A 21,409-nucleotide genomic window follows, 5' to 3' on the forward strand; every position below is an offset into this window, starting at 1 on the left:
CTACGCCAACAACCGGCGCGGGAGAAATGAAGGGTATTGAATGAAGAGTACCCTGACGCGTACGTTCACAGCTATCGCAATCGCGCGGCGGCTCACGTGCCGTTCAGAGGAATCTTCGCCATGTCTACCCCGCAATCGCTTGCCCGTCCACCAATCGACTTCGTCAGCGGCGACTTCGATGCGCTGGCATCCCACATGCGACATTGCGCGTTGGCACAAGGCCGATGGTTTGCGGTCCGGGGCCATCTGCAGCGGGTCCGTTCAGTCGCCGCCGGCCGCATCGTGACGATGGCCTGCGTGGCCGTGGCGCTCTCCATCGGCCTCTTCGTGATCGCTTGAGCGCCGCGGCGGTCGTCGACCGGCTCGATTCGCTGAGCCTTTACGCACGCAAGCTGCTCCTGGGTCCGCACGAGCCGGTCGAATCCCCGATCCGGGCCGAGTTGTTCGGCGCCCAGCGTTTCGAGCAGCACGGCCACAGCCTGGCACGCGCGCAGGTCGTTCAGCACGGGAGTTCGCGCGGCGATGCCACGCCTTTCTTTCCGCGGGTCGAGACGAACCTCGCATCGTTGCGCAGCGCCTTCGACTACATCGCGCTGATCTCGCAGAGCGGGCGTTACGTGACGCCGGCGGCCGAATGGCTGCTCGACAACTTCCATCTCGTCGAGGCGCAACTCCAGCAGATCCGCGAGGGCGTGCCGCGCAGCTACTACGCGCGCCTGCCCAAGCTGGCAGCACCGCCCCTGGCCGGCCTCCCGCGGGTCTACGGCATCGCGTGGGCCTACGTGGCACACACGGACAGCGTGCTGAACAAGGAACTGTTCACCGCCTTCCTCAACGCCTATCAGGATATCGACGAACTCACGCTGGGCGAGCTGTGGGCCTTGCCGACCACGCTGCGCGTCGTGCTGCTCGAGAACCTGCGCCGCGTTGCGGAAAGCATCGCCGAAAGCAAGGTCGCGCGCGAGGTCGCGCACGCGGTGTGGGACTCGGCCGCGAGCCTGTCGATGCAAGACCTGGACGTTCTCTACCGCGCCTTGCAAAGCCGCGGCATGCAGGACAGCTACCTCACCCAGCTCTGGCAGCGCCTGCCGGTGGAGCACGGCGACAGTGCGCCCGCGCTCCTGAAATGGACCGAGCAGCATTGCCCGAACGGACCCGCGCTGATCGCCGACGCACAGACGGCGCAGGCCGCCGCCAACCTCACGGTCGGCAACATCATCACCACCCTGCGGATGATCGGCCAGGTCGAATGGGCCGACCTGATCGAGCCGGTCAGCCGCTCGCTGCGGGTGCTGCGGCAATTGCCCAGCTACGGCCGCGAGAGCGAGCTCACGCGCCAGCAGATCACGCATGCGATGGAACAAGTCGCGCGCGCCTTGCGCCAGCCGGAGCGCGAAATCGCGGAAGCGGTCGTGCGCCTCGCGCTGGAAGCCGCCGGCAACCCGCTCACTCAGGAAAACGACGAGACGCGCTGGTCCCTGGCCGACCGGACGGCCGGCTACTACCTCTTCGGTGAGGGCCGCAGGGCATTGATCGCAGCGCTGGCGCCCGCTGGCGGCGACCGCGCGGTACCGTTGTCGCTGCGGCGGCTTTCCCATCGCAACTGGCGCCTGCCGCTCTACGCACTGACGATCGTCGTCGGCACGGCGCTGATGCTGGCCGCTTCGATCCACGGCCTGGATCGCATTGGCTGGCCCGATGCGGCCTGGACCTCGGTGGTGGCACTGGTGCTGTTGGCATGGCCGCTTTCCGAATCGGTGATCGCGCTGGTGCACCGCATCGTGGCCGAATCGACCCGCGTGCGCGCGCTGCCGCGGCTGGACTTCGCGGAGGGCATCCCCGAAGCCCACCGCGTGCTGGTGGTGGTCCCGTCGATGCTCAGTTCGCTGGAGGCCAATGCCCAGCTCGCTCATCGTCTGCACCTGCATTGGCTCGCCAACCGCGAGGACCAGGCACAGTTCGCGCTGCTGACCGATTGGACGGATGCCCCGCAAGCCTCCATGCCGGGCGATGCAGCCCTGCTCGACGATGCGATGCGGCGCATCGCCGCGCTCAACGAAACCTACCCCGCATCGGCGGGTTTGCCGCCGCGCTTCACGCTGCTGCACCGTCCGCGGACATGGTCCGACACCGAACAGCGCTGGATGGGCTGGGAGCGCAAGCGCGGCAAGCTCGAAATGCTGTTGCGCCTGCTGGCCGTCGGCGACGCGGGCGGCTTCGTGCCCGCGGCGCAAGGACAGCACCTCGCCGATCGCATCCCCTATGTGATGACCCTCGACAGCGACACCGGCCTGCCGCCGGGCACGTTGCGCGATCTGGTCGCGGTCGCGGCGCATCCGCTGAACACACCGCAGATCGATGAAGCCGGGCGACGCGTGGTCGCGGGCTTCGGCATCTTCCAGCCGCGCATCGTCACGCCCTTTCCGGAACTGGAGGAACGCTCGTTGTTCCACTGGATGTTCGCGGGCCAGTGCGGGCTCGACCCCTACAGCAACAGCGCGTCCGACCTCTACCAGGACGTCTTCGGCACCGGCTCGTTCACGGGCAAGGGCCTGCTCAATGTGCACGCCGTGCATGCCACGCTCGACCAGCGCATGCCCGACGGCGCGGTGCTCAGCCACGATTTGCTGGAAGGTACCGTGGCGCGCTGCGCAGTGGTGAGCGACCTGGTCCTGATCGAGGACCATCCGCACCACGCCGGCGTCGCTGCGTCGCGCGTGCATCGCTGGACGCGCGGCGACTGGCAGCTGCTGCCGCTCATGCTGCGCGCCCGGCGCTTCGGCATCGACGCACTGGGTCTCTGGAAGATGAGCGACAACCTGCGCCGGGCCATGGTGGTGCCGGCATCGACCGCATTGCTCGCCTGGGTCATCTTCACCGATTCGATTCCATTGACCTGGGCGCTGGCTGCGGTCGCCACGGCGCTCGCCCTCGGTCCCTTGCTGGGCGCCCTCGCCGGGCTGGTGCCGACGCGGCGCTCGATCGAGCTGCCGCACTTCTTCGACGTTGGCGGAACCGAGCTGTTGCGCGCCCTGGCCAGCGCGGCATGGCAATTCGTGCAGTTGGCGGCGCAGACGCGCCTGCTGCTCGATGCATCTCTCCGCGCTGCATGGCGACTTGCGGTGAGCCGTCGCCACCTGCTCGAATGGACCACGGCCGCCCAGGCCCAGGCGCAGGCGCGCTACGAGCTGCCCGCGTTCGTGGGCGGCGGCGGTGCACTGGCCAGCACCGCGTGCCTCGCGCTCGCCATGGCGTCATGGTGGAGCCCGCATCCATGGACGGGCCCGCTGCTATTCGGCCTATGGGCACTCGCCCCGATCGCTGCATGGTGGAGCAGCCGCGCGCCGACGGTCACCGATGGCGAACTGACCGCCGAGCGGCGCGGCTACCTTGAAGCCCTGGCACGCGACACCTGGCACTTCTTCGAGCATGTGGTCGGCCCCGAGGACAACCATCTTCCGCCCGACAATCTCCAGCTCGAACCCGAGCCCACCGTCGCGCACCGCACGTCGCCGACCAATGTCGGCATGTACCTCCTGGCGTGCTGCTGCGCACGCGAGTTCGGCTGGATCGACACGAAAGGGCTCGCCGCGCGGCTGGCCGCCACCCTCGACACGATCGACCGCCTCGACAAGCACGAGGGCCATCTCTACAACTGGTACGACACGCGCTCGCTGCGGATGCTGCCGCCGGCCTACGTATCGAGCGTCGACAGCGGCAACCTCGCGGGCCATCTGATCGCGGTCGCGCAGGCATGTCGCGCCTTCGCGGCCGTGGACGGCGACCCCGCAGGAATGGAAGCGCTGGCGCAGCGCTGCGAGACCTTGTGCGCAGGCATGGATTTCCGCGGGCTGTACGACACCAAGCGCCACCTCTTCCACATCGGACTTCGAGTCGAGGAGAACGTGCTCGATGCGAGCTACTACGACCTGCTCGCCTCCGAGTCTCGGCTCCTGAGCTTCCTGGCGATCGCCAAGGGCGACGTGCCGCGCCGCCACTGGATGGCGCTGGGCCGCCCCTTTCTCTCCGTCGGCGTGAAACCAGGCCTCAAGTCGTGGTCGGGCTCGATGTTCGAGTACCTGATGCCGACGCTCGTGATGGCCGAGCCGCACGGCGGCTTGCTGCAGGTCGCGAACCTCGCGGCCATCGGCGAGCAGCAGAGCTTCGGTTCAGTGCAGAACCTCCCGTGGGGCATCTCCGAATCCGCCTACTTCGCACAGGACCATTCGCTCGCCTACCAGTATTCGCCCTTCGGCGTGCCGCGGCTCGCATTGCGGCGCACGCCACCCACCGACCGCGTGATCGCCCCGTACGCCACGGCGATGGCCGCTGTGCTCCGACCGGCCGATGCCGTGGTCAACCTGACCCTGCTCGAATCGCTCGGCGCGCGCGGCGAGTTCGGCTTCTTCGACGCGGTCGATTTCACCGTTTCGCGCCAGCCGGCCGGGCAGCCCTACACCGTCGTGCGCAATGTCATGGCGCATCACCACGGCATGACGCTGGTGGCCCTGTGCAATGCCGTGCGCAGCGCAGCGCCGCGCCGCTGGTTCGGCAGCGCTCCGCTGGTGGAGGCGCACGCGTCGCTGCTGCACGAGCGCACGCCGCGCCAGATCATCGGCAGTGCCGATCCGCGCACGCCGCCCGAGCCGGCGACGGGCGAGCCGCCGCCGATCTTCCAGCCCCGCGTGGTCGACCCGATGGGGCCCGGCTTCCAGCCCACTCACCTGCTCTCGAACGGCAGCTACACCGTGGCGCTGCGCGCCAACGGTGCGGGGGTGAGCCGCTGGCGCTCGTTCAATGTGAGTCGCTGGCGGGACGACCCGCTGCGCGACGGCTACGGCACCTTCTTCTACGTTCGCGATGCGGACAGTCGCACACTCACCTCGCTGACCGCGCTGCCCGCCCCAGGCGAACACTGGCGCTACCGGGCGCGCTTCCTCGCCGACCAGGTTCAGTTCGACGCGACGGGCCCGGGTCTGCAGGCGCGCATCACCGTGCTCATCAGCCCCGAGGACGACACCGAACTGCGAACCGTCACGCTGCACAACAACGGCAACGAAACACGCACGCTGGAACTCGTCTCGTATCTCGAGCCGGTGCTGTCGAACCCCAAGGCCGACGAGGCGCACCCGGCCTTCGCGAACCTGTTCGTCGAGAGCCGGTGGGACCCGGGCTGGCGCGCGCTGCTGATGACGCGCAAGCCGCGCCTGCATGGCGATCCGGTCGTCGCGGCGGCGCACTTCGTGGCATCGGTGGATGCGCAGGTACTCTCCATCGACTGCATGACGGACCGCCGCGCCTTCATCGGACGCAACCGCACGCTCGCCACGCCTTCGCTCGATCCGCAGCCGCTGGCGGCGGACGGCACGCCGATCAACGGCCTCGACCCGATCGCCTGCCTGCGCGTGCGCCTGTCGATCGCGCCGGGGGCCACCGCGCGCGTGACCTTCGCGACCGCGGCCGACGACGATGTCGAAGCGCTCATGCCCTGCATCGACCGCTACCTGCAGCCGATGCACGTGGAGCGGGCGACGCGCATGGCCGCAACACTGGCGCAGGTCCGCCTGCGCGACCTCAGCATCGACCCCGCGAAGAACCTCGCGCTGCAGGACCTCACCACCATCCTGACCTACACCACGCCCCGCGCGATGCGCGACCGGGGCCTGATCGACCTGCGGCAGATCTGGCGCTTCGGCATCTCGGGCGACAAGCCGATCGTGCTGGTCTATATCCACTCCATGGCGGGCAAGGGACTGGTCGACACACTGCTGCGCGCACAGCCCTGGTGGGGCTTCGGCGGCGTCGCCTGCGACCTCGTGGTGCTCAATGGCGAACCGCACTCTTACCTGATGCCCCTGCAAAGGGACATCGAGGCGCTGCGCAACCGCGTCGCGCAGCAGACGCAGAACAGCTTTCCGCGCAACGACGCCGCCGGCTTCTACCTGCTGCGCGACGCCGAAGTGGCGCCTTCGGAGAAGGCCGCGTTGTCGAGCCTCGCCCGCGTCGTCTTCACTGCCGACGGGCGCGCGCTCGAGTCACAGGTGGCAGCGCTGCGCGAGGCTGCGGTCGGGCCCGCCGACCAGGACATGGGGCCTCGCGTCGCGCTTTCGACGCTTCCGCCCACCGCGCACATCGATGACGCATGGGTCGCGCCGCACGGTGGATTCGATGCCGAGAGCGGCGAATTCCGGTTCGAGGTCGACGTGAACCGCCGCACCGCGCGGCCCTGGGTCAACGTGATCGCCAATGCTTCCTTCGGCTTCCAGATCTCCGAATCGGGCACGGGCTACACATGGGCGACCAACAGCCGCCTGCACCAGGTGACGCCATGGTCGAACGATCCCGTGCAGGACCCGGCCTTCGAACACTACCTGCTGCAGGACCTCGATTCGCGCGAACTGTTTCCCCTGACGCCTGCCGGCCGCGGCGTCGTCGCGGCGCGGCACCGCGTGCGCCACGGACAGGGCTACACGGTGTTCGAGTGCCTGCACCACAACGTCGTGCTCGAGACCACCTTCTTTGCGGACCGCGACGAACGGATGAAGCTGGTGCACGTGAACATCCGCAACGAGGGCATCGGCTCCCGCCGCATGCGGGCCGTAGCGATGGTCGAGTGGCAACTCGGCGCAGCACGCGGCGAACGGCGCACCGTCCACACATGGAAGCCCGAGGACCTGGCGGCGGTGTTCGGCCAGCAGCGGGAATCGAGCGCCGGCTTCGGTGGAAGCACCGGCTTCCTGCAACTCGCGGGACTCAACGGCGCAACGCAATGGACCAGCGATCGCAGCGAGTTCTTCGCCGGCCGCGGCGCGATCGAATTGCCCGATACCCTCGGCGGGCGCGGCGGCAGCGGCCTCGATGCCTGCGCCGCGATCGCCGGTGAATTCAGCCTCGCTTCCGGCGCGAGCGCCAGTTTCAGCTTCATGCTGGGACACGCGGACGACCCGGAAGCGGCCATGCAACTGGCAAGGCGCTGGCAACAGCGCGACGGGGCCGAGGCGCTGACGCAAGCGCGCGCCTTCTGGGACGAGTTGCTGAGCCGATTGCAGGTGAGGACGCCCGACCCGCTTTTCGATGCGCTGGTGAACCGCTGGCTGATCTACCAGACGCTGGTGTGCCGGCTCTGGTCCAAGGCCGGCTTCTACCAGGCAGGCGGTGCCTTCGGCTTTCGCGACCAGTTGCAGGACGCCCTCGCCTTTGCGCTGACCGACCCGGCGCGCCTGCGCGAACAGATCCTCGTCAACGCGGCGCGGCAGTTCCCCGAAGGCGACGTGCAGCACTGGTGGCACATGCCCGGAGGCGCGGGCGTGCGCACGCATTTTTCAGACGACCTGCTGTGGCTGCCTTACGCGGCGGCGCACTATGTCGACGTCACGGCGGACCGGTCGGTGCTCGACGAAGTCGTGCCTTTCGTCGAAGGCCCGGAGATTCCGCCCGGCGTGGAAGACGCCTACTACGCGCCTCAGGTCAGCAGCCGCACCGCCACCATCTACGAGCACAGTGCCCGCACCATCGACCGCAGCCTCGCGACCGGCGCGCATGGCCTCCCGCTGATGGGCACGGGCGACTGGAACGACGGGATGAACCGCGTGGGCCACGAGGGCCGCGGCGAATCGGTCTGGCTCGCCTGGTTCCTGTGCAGCGTGGTCGAGCGCTTCGCGCCCTTCGCCGAGGCGCGCGGCGAACACGCGCGGGCGCGGCGGTGGCTCACGGCGCGACAAGGCTGGATCACCGCCCTGCACGCCGCCGGCTGGGACGGCGCCTGGTTTCGGCGCGCCTTCTTCGACAACGGCGCGCCTCTGGGCTCGTCGAGCAACGAGGAATGCCGCATCGACCTGATCGCGCAAGCCTGGTCACTGCTTTCGGGCGCGTCCGACGAGAAGCACACGACACAGGCACTCGCGTCGATGAAGCAGCACTTGCACGACAGGCCCCACGGCCTGATGCGCCTGCTACATCCGCCGCTGGCGCGGTCGGCCAACAACCCCGGCTACATCCAGGCCTATCCGCCCGGCGTGCGCGAGAACGGCGGCCAGTATTCGCATGCCGCCGTGTGGGCGCTGATGGCGCAGGCATTGCAAGGCGACACCGAAGCGGCATGGCAGAGCTTCGAAGGCTTGAGCCCCGCGCATCGCGCGCGCCATCCGGAGCGCGGGCCGCTGTACGAGTTGGAGCCCTACGTGATGGCCGGGGACGTGTACGGCGCGGCGCCTTATGCGGGGCGCGGCGGATGGAGCTGGTACACGGGCTCGGCAGCCTGGATGCACCGGGCCGCGGTCGAGACGCTGCTGGGACTGTCGGTTCGCGGGGATCAGCTTTCGCTCACGCCCAGAGTGCCGGACGATTGGCCGGGGTTCGAGATCGTTCTGCGCCTGGCCGGGAAGAGGTTCACGCTGCAGCACGGCGATCCGCCCGACGCAGCGAAGCCGACGCACCACCTCGCGATCGGCGCATGGATCATCTGGCGCGTGCTTCCGCAAGAGGCCGTGGTGCGGGTGGGCTAGCTTGCTCGCCCGCAGGCTTGCCCATCACTCCCCCAGCAATTCCCCGATCGGCTGCAGATCCTCGACGTGATCGCAAATGGCCTTCGCGACCATCATGATCGGAATGCCCAGGAGCAGTCCCCAGATTCCCCAGAGCCATCCCCAGAAGATCACGCCGACGAACACCGCGACAGGATTCATCCGGCTCGTCCGGCTCGTGAGGAACGGCACCAGCAGATTGCCCACGAGCGTGTGAATCACCAGCGAGGTGCCTCCGACCAGCAGCGCCATCTGGATGCCGTTGAACTGAAGGAAAGCGACCAGCCCCGCCGCTGCCATCACGATGACGGACCCGATGTAGGGAATCAGATTGGTGACCGCCGCCAGAATGCCCCACACCGCCGCGTTCTCCAGCCCGATGGCCCAGAACGCGAGCCCGGTCGCAACGCCCACCAGCGCACTGGTGAGGATCTGCACGAGCAAGTAGCGCTCGATGTGCTTGGTGATGTCGTCCAGCACATGCACGGTGATCTTCTTCTTCTGCAGGCTGGGGCCGGTGATCTTGACCAGCTTGCGGCGGAAGGTGTCGCCCGACCCCAGCGCGAAGAAGGTGAGGAAGGCCACCAGCGTGAGTTGCCCCATGGCACCGATCAGTCCGATGGTGCCGCTCCACATGTAGTCGCGCACGTTGAATGAGGGGCGCTCGATGATCACGCGCGCTACGCCCTTGCGCGCAGCGACCTTGGCCGAGTTCTCCTCGGCCGCCTGTTCGAGTTGCGCCGCGGCCTTCTGCACGGTGTCGAGCGCGTTCGCGTCGGTGGCGCGGGTGTTGGATCGCATGGCGACCCGCAGTTTCTGCGCCGCGACCGGCAGCGCATCGAGCAGTTCGGAGGCGCTTCCGGACAGCGAATAGCCCGTCCACCCGAAAGCGCCGCCGATACCGAGCAGGATGATGGCGGCGCCGACCCAGCGGGAGATCTTCCAGCGTTCGAGCTTGTCGACCACCGGTGCCAACGCATAGGTCAGAAGGAGGCTCACCATCAGCGGAATGAACACCGCCGCAGCCCAGTGCAGTGCGAACACGGTGGCCAGGACCGCCAGGACCACCAGCGACGCGCTGCGCACGTCCACCGGCATGTGCAGCAGCACGCGATCGGGTTGCTGGGCCTCGACGGTCGCCTCGTCCTTGGGGTCGACCCCTTCATCGGCTTTCTGATCGGGCTGGGCGCTCACCGTGGCTCCTTGAGCACTTCGCGCACCGTGGACAGCTGCCGGCGCGACACCACGACAGGCTCCGGGATACCGTCGAGCCGCAGCGCCCAGCCTTCGGCGTCCTCGCCGTCGTCATACTTTTCGAGCGCGCGAATGGCCGCGCGCGCCACCAGCGCATTGCGATGCACCCGCACGAAGCGCGTCGGATAGCGTTCCTCCAGTTCGGAGAGGGAGCCATCGAAGATATGGCTGCGCGACGCGGTACGCACCGTGAGGTACTTGAACTCGGACTTCAGGTAGAGCACCTCGGACACCGGCACCCGCTCGGTGCGGCCGCGGTCCTGGATGATGAGGACATCCTGGGGCTCGTCCGGCACCGCGGCCGGCCGCCGATCCTTCAGGTGGCGCTCCACCTTCTGCAGGGCCTGCTGCAGGCGCTCGGCCCGCACGGGCTTCGTCAGGTAGTCCACGGCCTCCAACTCGAAAGCCGTGACCGCGTGCGCTGCAAAGGCAGTCACGAACACGACCGCCGGCGCGCCCGGCCGGCTGCGCAGGCTGCGCGCCAGTTCGATGCCGTCGATGCCGGGCATGTGGACGTCCAGCAGCACGAGGTCGAAGCGTGTGCTCGCCAGATGGTGGAGCGCACCCTCGCCATGCGCCGCCTCCGCGACGACCTCGGCCGCGGGAGCACGGCAGTCGGCCAGCAGAGCACGCAGACGCGAACGCGCCAGCGCTTCGTCGTCGACGATCAAGGTGCGAAGTGGAGTCATGTTTCTGCGGGAATGGCAATTCGGACGCGATAGCTCTTCTGGTCCATGCCGGCGTTGAACTGCGCCTGCATGTCGTGCAGCAGCCGCAGCCGATCGCGCACGTTGTCCAGGGCGATGCCGTGTCCGCGCGGCAAGGGCTGGTCGGCCCAGCGCAAGGGCGGCAGGCTGTTGACCACCTCGATCAGCACCATGCCGCCGCGGCGTTCCGTGCGGATGCGCAGCTTGGCGCCTTCGGGGCTCGGCTCGACGCCGTGCTTGACCGCGTTCTCCACCAGCGGCTGCAGCAGCAGGGGCGGGAGCCGGGCCGTGTTGGCCTCGGGGTCGATGTCCCAGCGGATGCGCAGGCGCTCGCCGAAGCGCACCTGTTCGATCGCGAGGTAGCGCTGGGCCAGCGCAATTTCGTCCGCGAGCGTGACCGACTCGCCGGGGTCCGCCAGCGCCTGGCGAAACAGTTCGCTCAGGTCTTCCAGCATCGCTTCGGCCTTGGCCGGCTCCTCGCGCACCAGGGCGATCGCGCTGTTGAGGGTGTTGAAGAGAAAGTGCGGCCGGATGCGCGATTGCAGTTCCTCGAGCCGCGCCGTGGTCGCCGCCGGCGTCTGTCCGCGCGCGCGCAGTACCAGCGCCGCCATCATCAGCCCCGCAAACAAGGCACCGGCCAGGGCGCTCGCCACCCAGGGGGCGCCGCCGACCACGCCCGTCAGGCGAAGCAAGGCGCAACCGTAGAGCCCGGCCACCGCGCCAAGCAAGGCGCCTGCCGCGTACTGCGCGCGCAGCGGCAAGCGGCCGAGTGCTTTCTTCAGCGCACATGCAATCAGGAGCCAGAGCAGGGTGGCGGGCAAGGCTCCGCCCGTCACGGTCGCGGCCAGCAGCAGCCACTCCGACAAGGTCGGCGCCAGGAACAGGGTGGCGACCGCCACGACGACCTCGACGAACAGCACCGCGCGCAGCACGACCCCGATCTGGCAGGCGTCGAACAGCGCCACGCGGCCGCGCGCGGGCACGCGCGCCCTGGCCTGCAAGGGCGCTGGCGGGGCCGCCGCGGACGACGACGAAGGGGTGGCCGATAAAATCGACGGGTTGCGCATCACAGAAACAATGGGTGACAAACCCATTATTGCCTCCCGAACGGTTCCCATGACTCAAAACCAACTCGACAAGAAATCCGAAGCCTGGTCCGCCCTGTTCTCCGAACCGATGAGCGACCTCGTCAAGCGCTACACCGCGAGCGTCTTCTTCGACAAGCGTCTGTGGCAGGCTGACATCGAGGGTTCTCTTGCGCATGCCGGCATGTTGGCCGCGCAGGGGATCATCGGCGCGCAGGACCACGCCGATATCCAACGCGGGATGAAGCAGATTCGCGAGGAAATCGAATCCGGCGCCTTCGAATGGAAGCTCGACCTCGAGGACGTGCACCTGAATATCGAGGCCCGCCTCACCCAGCTGGTGGGCGATGCCGGCAAGCGCCTGCACACCGGCCGCAGCCGAAACGACCAGGTCGCCACCGACGTGCGCCTCTGGCTGCGCGGCGAGATCGACCTGATCGGCGGCCTGCTGGTGGACCTGCAGAAGTCGCTGATCGAGATCGCGGACAAGAACGTCGAGGTGATCCTGCCCGGGTTCACGCACCTGCAGGTGGCGCAACCCGTGAGCTTCGGGCACCACATGCTGGCCTACGTCGAGATGTTCGCGCGCGATGCCGAACGCATGGCCGACGTGCGCAGGCGCGTGAACCGCCTGCCCCTCGGCGCCGCGGCGCTGGCCGGCACCAGCTACCCGCTGGACCGCGAGGCCGTGGCCCGCGCGCTCGGCATGGACGAGGTGTGCCAGAACAGCCTGGACGCGGTGAGCGACCGCGACTTCGCCATCGAATTCACGGCAGCCGCATCGCTCGCCATGGTGCACATCAGCCGCCTGAGCGAGGAACTGGTGCTGTGGATGAGCCAATCCTTCGGCTTCATCGACATCGCGGACCGCTTCTGCACCGGCAGTTCGATCATGCCGCAGAAGAAAAACCCGGACGTGCCCGAACTCGCCCGCGGCAAGACCGGCCGGGTGGTCGGCCACCTGATGGCGCTGATCACGCTCATGAAAGGTCAGCCGCTGGCCTACAACAAGGACAACCAGGAAGACAAGGAGCCTCTGTTCGATACCGTCGACACGCTCAAGGACACCCTGCGCATCTTCTCGGAGATGGTCGGCGGCATCACGGTCAAGCCCGAAGCGATGGAAAACGCCGCCCTGCGCGGCTATGCGACCGCCACCGACCTGGCCGACTACCTGGTGAAGAAGGGCCTGCCCTTCCGCGACGCGCACGAAACCGTGGCGCACGCGGTCAAGGCAGCGATCTCGCACAAGGTGGACCTGTCGGAGCTGCCGTTGGCGGTGCTGCAGACCTTCAATCCGACGATCGAGAAGGATGTGTATGGCGTGCTGAGCCTGCGCGGCTCGCTGACGGCCCGGAATATCCTGGGCGGCACCGCACCGGCGCAGGTTCGCCAGCAGATCGCACGGCACCGGAAGCGGCTGGCCTGAGGCCGCTCGGGTTTACCCGAAACCCGACCGATGCCACGCCGGCATTGGTCGCCCCGCTATCAAAACAGCAGCAACCCGAGGTCATAGGCCGTTGGGAGGAGTACTGCCGGCCGTCGGATGTGTTCCAAAACGTAAGAATGTAGTGCTAAAGTTTGGCACGCTTCGCGCTTAGGTAGGTGGCAAGCCCCACCGCCCGAATCGCATACCGAGCGCCCAAACCTCATGGAACTGCCCCGCTGCGTCGTCGTCATCCTGACCTTCAACTCCGCTTCGATCATTCGGGAAACCGTCTCGCAAGCGAAGAAGGTGAGCCCCCACGTCTATGTGGTCGACTCTCACTCGTCCGACGGCACGCCCGCCATCCTCGAGGCCTTGGGATGCACCGTCGTGCAGCGCCCCTTCTCCAATTACAGCGACCAGCGCAACTGGGCGATCGACCAGATCGAGGGCGCCTATGCCTGGCAGCTCCACCTGGACGCCGACGAGGTGCTCGATGACCGGTCGGTGGATGAAATCAATGCCCTGCTTTCGGGCACGCCCGAATTCGACGCCTATCTCCTACGCCGCCGCGACTACTTCATGGGCAAGATGCTGCGCTTCAGCGGCGTCAATCCGTGGCACCTGAGGCTGTTCCGCTCAGGGTTGGGGCGCTGCGAGTCTCGGCTCTACGACCAGCATTTCATCAGTCCCGCAAAGCCGGGGCGGCTCAATGGCTTCATGCACGACAAGAACTCGGCCCGGCTCAGCGACTGGATCGCGAGCCACAACCGCTGGAGCGACGCCGAGGCCAAGGAGAAGCTCGGCCCTCGCGTGAGCGGTGACAACGTGCTGAAGCCGCGCCTCACGGGCGATGCCCGCGAGCGCACCCGCTACATCAAGGAGCTCTACTACAAGCTGCCGACGGGCATGCGCTCGCTCAGCTACTTCATCTACCGCTACGTCTTCCGGCTCGGCTTCCTGGATGGCCGCACGGGCTTCTACTTCGCCTTCTTCCAGGCCTTGTGGTTCCGGATGCTGGTCGACGCGAAGATGTACGAACAGCGGTCCCAGCAACCCTGATCCGATGGATCTTTTTAAGGAGTGATCACGCACATGCGGCAATACAACGCTTCCAAGCGAATGCTCGTCACCGGCGGCGCCGGTTTTCTGGGCAGCCATCTCTGCGACCGGCTCATCGAACAGGGGCACGACGTCCTGTGCGTGGACAACTTCTTCACCGGCACCAAGCGCAACGTCGAACACCTGCTCGACCACCCGCGCTTCGAGCTGATGCGCCACGACGTGACCTTCCCGCTCTACGTCGAGGTGGACGAGATCTTCAACCTCGCCTGCCCGGCCTCGCCGATCCACTACCAGCACGATCCGGTGCAGACCACCAAGACCAGCGTGCATGGCGCCATCAACATGCTGGGGCTGGCCAAGCGGGTGCGCGCCAAGATCCTGCAGGCTTCCACCAGCGAGGTCTACGGCGACCCCGATATCCATCCCCAGGTCGAGGCTTATTGGGGCCGCGTGAATCCGATCGGCATCCGGAGCTGCTACGACGAGGGCAAGCGCTGCGCCGAGACGTTGTTCTTCGACTACCACCGCCAGCACAAGCTGCGCATCAAGGTCGTGCGCATCTTCAACACCTACGGCCCCCGCATGCACCTGAACGACGGCCGCGTGGTGTCGAACTTCATCGTGCAGGCGCTCAAGGGCGAGGACATCACCATCTACGGCGATGGCCAGCAGACCCGCAGCTTCTGCTATGTGGACGACCTGGTCGAAGCGATGCTCCGCATGATGAACACCGGCGACGAAGTGCCGGGCCCCATCAATATCGGCAACCCGGGAGAGTTCTCGATGCTGGAGCTGGCCAACAAGGTCATCGAGCTGACAGGCTCCAAGAGCAAGCTGGTGCGCATGCCGCTGCCGGCGGACGATCCCAAGCAGCGTCGCCCCGACATCTCGCTCGCGCAGAAGGAACTCGGCGACTGGGTGCCTCACACCCAGTTGGCGGAAGGGCTGACGAAGACCATCGCGTATTTCGACCAGATCCTCTCTGAACCCAAGGCGGCCTGAACTCATGAATATCTCGATCATTGGCACCGGCTACGTCGGGCTCGTCACCGGCGCCTGCCTGGCGGACATCGGCAACCATGTGTTCTGCCTCGACGTCGACCCGCGCAAGATCGCGACGCTCAACGAAGGGGGCCTCCCGATCTACGAACCGGGCCTCGGCGACCTCGTGGAATCGAACGTATCGGCCAGGCGACTCTCGTTCTCCACCGACATCGCAGCCTCCGTCGCCCACGGCGACGTGCAGTTCATCGCCGTGGGCACGCCGCCCGACGAGGACGGCAGCGCGGACCTGCAGTACGTGCTGGCCGCGGCCCGCAACATCGGCCGGTACATGGAGGGCTTCAAGGTCGTGGTCGACAAATCGACGGTGCCCGTGGGCACGGCCGACCGCGTCACCGCCGTGATCCAGGAGGAACTCGACAAGCGCGGGCGTTCCGACCTGCGCTTCTCGGTCGTCAGCAATCCCGAATTCCTGAAGGAAGGCGCGGCAGTCGAGGACTTCATGCGGCCCGACCGCATCGTCATCGGCTACAGCGACGACGACAACGGCCGCGAGGCGCTGGGTTGGATGCGCCGGCTCTACGCCCCCTTCAACCGAAACCACGAGCGCACGCGCGTGATGGACGTGCGCTCCGCCGAGTTCGCCAAGTACGCGGCCAACGCGATGCTCGCCACCCGCATCAGCTTCATGAACGAGCTGGCCAACCTGGCCGACCGCGTGGGCGCCGACATCGAGGCCGTGCGCCAGGGCATCGGCTCCGATCCACGCATCGGCTACAGCTTCCTCTATGCCGGAACGGGCTACGGCGGAAGCTGCTTTCCCAAGGACATCCAGGCGCTGACACGCATCGCGCGCGACAACGGCCAGGCACTGCGCGTGCTCGAATCGGTCGAGGCGGTCAACGACGAGCAGAAGCGCGTGCTGACCAACAAGGTGCTGGAGCGCTTCGGCCCCGACCTGAGCGGCCGCACCTTCGCGCTCTGGGGGCTGGCCTTCAAGCCGAACACCGACGACATGCGCGAGGCGCCCAGCCGCGTGGTGATCGGCGTGTTGCTTCGCGCCGGCGCGCGCGTGGTGGCGCACGACCCCATTGCCGTCCACGAGACACAGCGCGTGCTCCAGCTCGATTTCGCGGATGCGCCTTCACTGCTCGAACGCATCGGCTTCACTTCCGCCAAGGATCCGATGGAAGCGCTCGACGGTGCCGACGCACTGATCATCGTGACCGAGTGGAAGGCCTATCGCAGCCCCAACCTCGAACGACTCAAGACGCTGATGAAATCGCCCGTTATCTTCGACGGCCGCAATCTGTATGAGCCGACCAACATGAAGGAAGCCGGCGTCATCTACCAGGGCATCGGGCGCAACAGCCTCTGAGCGCCGACTGACGCGACTTGTTCTACGCGATCCCGCTCGAAAGCCGGCCGACATGGCGCAACCCGCCATGGATGACCGTGCTGCTCATCCTCGTGAACATGCTGGTGTTCTGGGGACCGCAGCGCTCCGAGCAGAAGGCCGAGCAGCGCGCGGCCCGCTTCTATGCGCACAGCGAGCTGCCCCGGCTGGAGTTGCCTGCTTTCGTCGAATGGCTCGCGGAAACCGGCTCGCCGCATGCGCCCGCTGCGGAGCGGCTGCTCGCACGCGGCGACGTCGAGCACCTGCTCGAAGGGCTGCAGCGCGAGAAGGCCTTTCTCCACAAGCTGCATGCGGATGCGGTCGTGACGCCCGCCAATCCGCGCTACGCCGAGTGGAAGAACGAGCGCCGCGAGTACGAATCGATGCTGCCCCCGCCCTTCACGGAACGCTGGGCACAGGACCACAACGCAGGCGCCGAGTTCAAGCCCTGGACCTGGGTCACCTCCGCCTTTCTGCACGCCAGCACCGGCCACTTGCTGGGCAACATGCTCTTCCTGTTCCTCTTCGGCTTCTCGGTCGAACTGGCCCTGGGGCGCACGCTCTACCTGGGTTTCTATCTGCTTGGTGCGGTGGGCGCCTCGGCGCTGGCCGCGTGGGCCTACGCAGGCAATGGCGGCTACGGACTCGGTGCCTCGGGCGCGGTATCGGCGCTGATGGGCATGTACGCGGTGATGTACCGGCTGCGGCGCATCCGATTCTTCTACCAACTGTTCTTCTACTTCAACTACGTCACCGCCCCGGCGCTGATCCTGCTGCCGGCGTGGATCGCCAACGAGTTGCTGCAGCACTTCGTCGGCGGCCAGGGCATTGCCTACATGGCGCACCTCGGCGGCCTGCTGACCGGCGCGCTGCTCATGGCGGGCACAATGCGGTGGCGGCAGCTCCAGCTACCCTCGGCGCCGGCCGAAGCCGCACCGGATCCGTTCGCGCAACACGTCGCGTCGGCGCGCCGTCTCGCCGCCGGGATGAAGTTCGAGGAGGCATGCGCCGAATGGCGCGCAGCGGCCAAGCTGCGGCCCGACGACGCCGACACGCTCCGCGCATGGTTCAACACCGCCAGGCTGTGGCCGGCAGGCGAGGACTTCCATCGTGCGGCGCACCGCATCTTCAAGCTCGCGGCGCACGATCCGGTCACGCTCGAACTGCAGTACGTGAGCTACAAGACCTACCTCGATCACGCCAGGCCGGGCGCACGCCTGAAGCCGGACGACATGGCGCGGCTCGCCCGGCGATTCACGCGGGCGCGGCAGTTCGTCGATGCCGAGCGGCTCTGCCAGGCGCTGCTGAAAACCGCGCCCGATCACCCCGAGTTGCCCGACACCCTCTCGCTGTGCGCCAATGGCCTGCTGCAGGCCGGCCGCCGCGACCAGGCCCTGGACTGGCTTCCCCATCTGCTGCGCCTCGCGCCGCAGGACATGGTCACGCGCACGTTGCAGAAGGGCTGAACCGAAGGCTGGACTTCAGCCCTGCGGAACCTCTCGCAGCAGCCAGCGGACCTCGGAGGTCTGCTCGCTGTCGGGGTAGCGTGATTCCAGTGTCGTGAGGATCGGCAGCGCCATGTCGCGCCGGTTCAGCCCCTGCACCAGCACGCGCGCGGCCAACTCGTAGGCGTGCGGAATCATCGCGTGGCCGCGGAAGCGCTTGTCGAAGGCGGACAGCAGCGCCAGCGCGGCGCGTGCGTCGCCGTTGCGCCACTCGATGCGGCTGAGTGCCAGTGTGACGGCCGGGTCATCGATGGCGAAGGTGGAATCCCTCTCGCGGCAGTCCTTGTAGACCTTGAGCGCTTCGGATGCCATGTCACGGCGCACCAGCATGTCGATCAGCCGGCGCGCATGGTCCAGCAGCGAGGCCGTCTTGTCGGGCGACAGCAACAGCACTCGGTGGTAGCGGCGCCGGGCCGCCAGGTCGTCCGGCTGCGTGCGCTGCGCCTCGTAGGCCAGCGCGAGCGCACCGGCGATGTCGCCATCGGTCACCATCTGCGCGACCAGCGCGTCGGTCTGCTGCTGGGCAATCTGCGCCGGCGTGCGTGTGTCGATCTGGCGATCGTCGGCGCCCGCCCCCGGCAGCAGCTCGATGCCCAGCTCGGCATGGTTCTGGTACATCACGTAGCCCAGCAGGCTGGCCATGACCCAGCCGAAATAGATCATCACGAAGTTGATGGCGGGCAGCATGATCCAGCCGCTCATCAGCGGCAGCAGCATGACCAGCGCGATCTGCGCGCCTGTGTTCAGCAGGAAAAGAAAGACGCACAGCAGCGCATAAGGCCAGCTGACCGCGCGCATGGTCTCCCACACGAGCACCGGGTTCAGCGCCTGGAAGAAGCTGCCCGACTGCACCAGCACCATCATGGTGGCCGGCAGGGTGAACGAGACGACGAGCATCGCGATTTGCGCCAGCACGGGATTCAGCGCGCCCAGGAGTCCGGCGGCGAAGCCCTGAGCGAGCACCAGCGCGAACAGCTTCCAAGGCAGGTTCGTCCACTCGTCGTTCAGCGTTCGCGGGAAGTCGCTGGCGCGCACGATGCCGCGCGAGCCGAGCGCCATGACCTTGAAGCCATAGCGCGTGGCCGCGAGCAGGATGCCGAGCTCGACCAGCAGCACGGCGAGCGCGCGCGGCAGGAAGATCAGGATATGGGCGAGCAAGGCGCACAGCGCGAGCACGACCGCATAGGCCAGCGGCTCCCACTGAAACGGGAACGCGAAGAAGGTGTTCAGGCGATGCCAGAACGGTCGAGGCGCAGGGCTGCTTTGCTCGTGCATGGACGCTCCAGGGAGGGATGCCAGTATATGTTTCAGCATGTTGCAATTCCCTTTCTTCGAGGTACGGCCGCCCGGTGTCGCGGTACCCGGACATTCGAACCGTTACCATTTCACAACGCGTTGGCAGGGAACTCGCCAACGCTTTCGGGTCGAAGAACGTTTGGATTTCCATGGTGTCGATGAAAGCTGTTCGCCTTGCCGCTGTTTCGCTCGCGTTGCTCACGACGCTGGCATCGCAGGCCCAATCCGTCGCAGGGATCGACGCGGCGCAAGCTTCTTCCTCCGCCTACCTCGCAGCGCAGACCCGATGGCGCAGCGAACTCGATGCCTTCACGAGCGCCGACCGGGCGGCCCTTCCCGCCAGCGACGGCGTGCTTTTCGTCGGCAGTTCCACCATCCGGATGTGGCCCAATATCGCGCAGGACTTCAGGCAGCAGCCGGTGGTCATCAACCGCGGTTTCGGCGGCTCGACCATGGCCGACTGCAGCCTCTTCGTGCACGAACTGGTGGTGCGCTACAAGCCTCGCCTCGTGCTCGTCTATGCCGGAGACAACGACCTGGCCGAAGGCCGCACGCCGCTGCAGATCCTGGAGAGCTTTGCGCACTTCACCAACACCGTGCGCTCCGAGCTGCCGAACACGCGCATCGCGTACATCTCGGTCAAGCCCAGCCCTTCGCGCGAGAAGCTGCTGCCGCAGGTCCGAGAGACCAACAACGTGATCGCGGCCTACCTTCGCCGCCTGCCCAACAGCGAGTACATCGACGTGTTCACGCCGATGATGGGCGCCGACGGCCGGCCCCGCGCCGAGCTGTTCCGCGGCGACCAGCTCCACATGAACGACGAGGGCTACCGGCTCTGGCAATCGGTCATCGCGCAATACCTGCCGGACCCGTCGACGCGGGTCGACGCCTCAGTCGCGCAAGGGCTCCGCTAGTGCCCCGGGGGGCTGGCCCCGCTCGTCCCACCACTGGACGGTCCGCGCCACGCCGTAGAGGCCCGAGAACACCGCGCCCAGAAGCAGCACATCGCCCCACCATGGCCGCGCGGTCTGACTGTCGCCAAAGACGGCCAACACCGTCAACACCGCCACCAGGTGCGCGCAGAAGACCGGCAGCGAGGCCCGGCCCATGGCCTCCAGCCAGTGCAGGCGAGGGATGCGCCGCATGAAGTCCGGACCGAAGCGGATCGCCAGGATGCCGAGCACGACGAGATTCACGATGCGCAGCGGCCCCAGCTGCCACTTGTCGAACAGCAGGTTGAGTTCCACGTCGCCACCGAAAGGCGCCTGGCCGTTGATGCCGTGGTGGCGCCAGTAGAACCCGTACAGCGCGGCCGCGCCGGCCACCACCAGCAACCATGTGGGAAAGCGGAAGGGCTGCGCAGCGGGCGCATTGCGGCTGGCCCCCATCCACAAACCGGTGAACCACAGGAACTGCCAGGCGAAGGCGTTGAACGCGCCCATTTCATGGAATGGCACGGGCAGTCCCACATACCGGACTGCCAGTTCATACAGCCACTCGCTGAGCCCGAATTGCGCCAGCCCCCATACGGTGGCGCTCGCCACCATCACGCCGGCCCAGCCGTGACGCATCGCGAAGGCCAGCACCCACGGACTCATCAGCATGAAGAAGATGTACATCGGCAGGATGTCGAGCAGCGCGGGCTCGTACACCAGCAGCAGCGAAAAGATGAAGCCCTCGCGCGGATTCGCCAGGTAGAAGGACAGCAGGTTCTTCACCGCCGGCTGGTCGATGCGCAGGCTCACAGCCGTGATGATCGTGAACAGGAAGAGCAAGGTCGCGGCCTGGCTCAGATACACCTTGAGCGCGCGCCGCCAGAAGGCCTGCCGCATGGAATCGACGCCGCGGTTGTAGCTGATGCGACTGTAGACCAGCCCCGCCACGAAAGCCGACAGGAGCACGAAGCCTTCGGCCGCCGACACAAAGCCGAAGGGCTGCCCCAGCGGATCCGTCAGGCGCGTGGGCAGATGGGTGATGGTCATCAGCACGAGCATGAGCCCGCGCAGTGCATCGATTTCCCAGTAACGTTTCATCAGTCGGCGTGATGTGTGAGGCGGTCCGCGCGACACCGCACGACGAGCCACGAATTGTAAGGAACGCCCTTCCTGGCACCCGATTCGCAGGGGCAAATAGGCTACGCTCCCCGCGAGG

Annotated in this window: 13 protein-coding genes; 8 read left to right on the forward strand and 5 right to left on the reverse strand. The window is 67.2% G+C overall.

Translation table 11 applies throughout. The features are described 5' to 3' along the window. The first annotated feature begins 120 nt into the window (after nucleotides 1–120). Both QTH97_RS07630 and QTH97_RS07635 read left to right on the forward strand, forming a co-directional pair. The gene (locus tag QTH97_RS07630) at nucleotides 121–339 is read left to right on the forward strand and encodes a hypothetical protein (protein ID WP_286567484.1); all 219 of its coding nucleotides are present in this window, start codon (nucleotides 121–123) and stop codon (nucleotides 337–339) included. Then, on the forward strand, nucleotides 336–8,504 hold the full coding sequence (locus QTH97_RS07635) for a glycoside hydrolase family 94 protein (RefSeq protein WP_286567486.1): 8,169 nt from the start codon (nucleotides 336–338) through the stop codon (nucleotides 8,502–8,504). The genes QTH97_RS07630 and QTH97_RS07635 overlap by 4 nt, the downstream gene beginning before the upstream one ends. A 24-nt stretch (nucleotides 8,505–8,528) precedes the next feature. On the opposite strand, the gene QTH97_RS07640 is transcribed toward QTH97_RS07635, so the two are convergent. Genes QTH97_RS07640 through QTH97_RS07650 form a run of 3 tightly spaced genes read right to left on the reverse strand, consistent with a single transcriptional unit; the run spans nucleotide 8,529 to nucleotide 11,550 of the window. Beyond that, nucleotides 8,529–9,716, reverse strand: a complete 1,188-nt coding sequence (locus QTH97_RS07640; RefSeq protein ID WP_286567487.1) for an AI-2E family transporter — start codon at nucleotides 9,714–9,716, stop codon at nucleotides 8,529–8,531. Continuing rightward, a complete protein-coding gene (locus tag QTH97_RS07645; protein ID WP_286567488.1) occupies nucleotides 9,713–10,465 on the reverse strand; it encodes a LytR/AlgR family response regulator transcription factor in 753 nt (250 codons plus the stop codon). Before QTH97_RS07645 ends, QTH97_RS07640 begins: the two co-directional genes overlap by 4 nt. Further along, on the reverse strand, nucleotides 10,462–11,550 hold the full coding sequence (locus QTH97_RS07650; RefSeq protein ID WP_286567570.1) for a sensor histidine kinase: 1,089 nt from the start codon (nucleotides 11,548–11,550) through the stop codon (nucleotides 10,462–10,464). The genes QTH97_RS07645 and QTH97_RS07650 overlap by 4 nt, the downstream gene beginning before the upstream one ends. 49 nt (nucleotides 11,551–11,599) lie before the next feature. Between QTH97_RS07650 and argH the strand changes: the two genes are divergently transcribed. From argH to QTH97_RS07675, 5 genes are all read left to right on the forward strand, one after another. Further along, nucleotides 11,600–12,997 carry an argininosuccinate lyase gene (gene argH / locus QTH97_RS07655; protein WP_286567490.1) on the forward strand — a complete coding sequence of 466 codons (1,398 nt, stop codon included), beginning with the start codon at nucleotides 11,600–11,602 and terminating at the stop codon, nucleotides 12,995–12,997. A gap of 222 nt (nucleotides 12,998–13,219) precedes the next feature. Next, on the forward strand, nucleotides 13,220–14,056 hold the full coding sequence (locus QTH97_RS07660; protein WP_286567491.1) for a glycosyltransferase family 2 protein: 837 nt from the start codon (nucleotides 13,220–13,222) through the stop codon (nucleotides 14,054–14,056). Between the two features lie 33 nt (nucleotides 14,057–14,089). Continuing rightward, the gene (locus QTH97_RS07665; RefSeq protein ID WP_286567493.1) at nucleotides 14,090–15,061 is read left to right on the forward strand and encodes a UDP-glucuronic acid decarboxylase family protein; all 972 of its coding nucleotides are present in this window, start codon (nucleotides 14,090–14,092) and stop codon (nucleotides 15,059–15,061) included. 4 nt (nucleotides 15,062–15,065) lie between these two features. After that, on the forward strand, nucleotides 15,066–16,439 hold the full coding sequence (locus QTH97_RS07670) for a UDP-glucose dehydrogenase family protein (RefSeq protein ID WP_286567496.1): 1,374 nt from the start codon (nucleotides 15,066–15,068) through the stop codon (nucleotides 16,437–16,439). Nucleotides 16,440–16,456: 17 nt separating this feature from the next. Next, nucleotides 16,457–17,923: a rhomboid family protein gene (locus QTH97_RS07675; RefSeq protein ID WP_286567497.1), complete on the forward strand. Its 1,467-nt coding sequence runs from the start codon at nucleotides 16,457–16,459 to the stop codon at nucleotides 17,921–17,923. A gap of 15 nt (nucleotides 17,924–17,938) precedes the next feature. On the opposite strand, the gene QTH97_RS07680 is transcribed toward QTH97_RS07675, so the two are convergent. Next, on the reverse strand, nucleotides 17,939–19,237 hold the full coding sequence (locus QTH97_RS07680) for a DUF4013 domain-containing protein (protein WP_286567498.1): 1,299 nt from the start codon (nucleotides 19,235–19,237) through the stop codon (nucleotides 17,939–17,941). Nucleotides 19,238–19,407: 170 nt separating this feature from the next. On the opposite strand from QTH97_RS07680, the gene QTH97_RS07685 reads away from it, so the two are divergent. After that, nucleotides 19,408–20,172, forward strand: a complete 765-nt coding sequence (locus tag QTH97_RS07685; RefSeq protein WP_444813394.1) for an SGNH/GDSL hydrolase family protein — start codon at nucleotides 19,408–19,410, stop codon at nucleotides 20,170–20,172. Here the strand turns inward: QTH97_RS07685 and opgC are convergent. Beyond that, nucleotides 20,149–21,291 carry an OpgC domain-containing protein gene (gene opgC, locus QTH97_RS07690; protein WP_286567500.1) on the reverse strand — a complete coding sequence of 381 codons (1,143 nt, stop codon included), beginning with the start codon at nucleotides 21,289–21,291 and terminating at the stop codon, nucleotides 20,149–20,151. The two genes, QTH97_RS07685 and opgC, sit on opposite strands and share 24 nt — an antisense overlap. Nucleotides 21,292–21,409: the final 118 nt, after the last annotated feature.

The organism is Variovorax gracilis (genome assembly GCF_030317115.1).
Classification (GTDB): Bacteria; Pseudomonadota; Gammaproteobacteria; order Burkholderiales; family Burkholderiaceae_C; genus Variovorax; species Variovorax gracilis.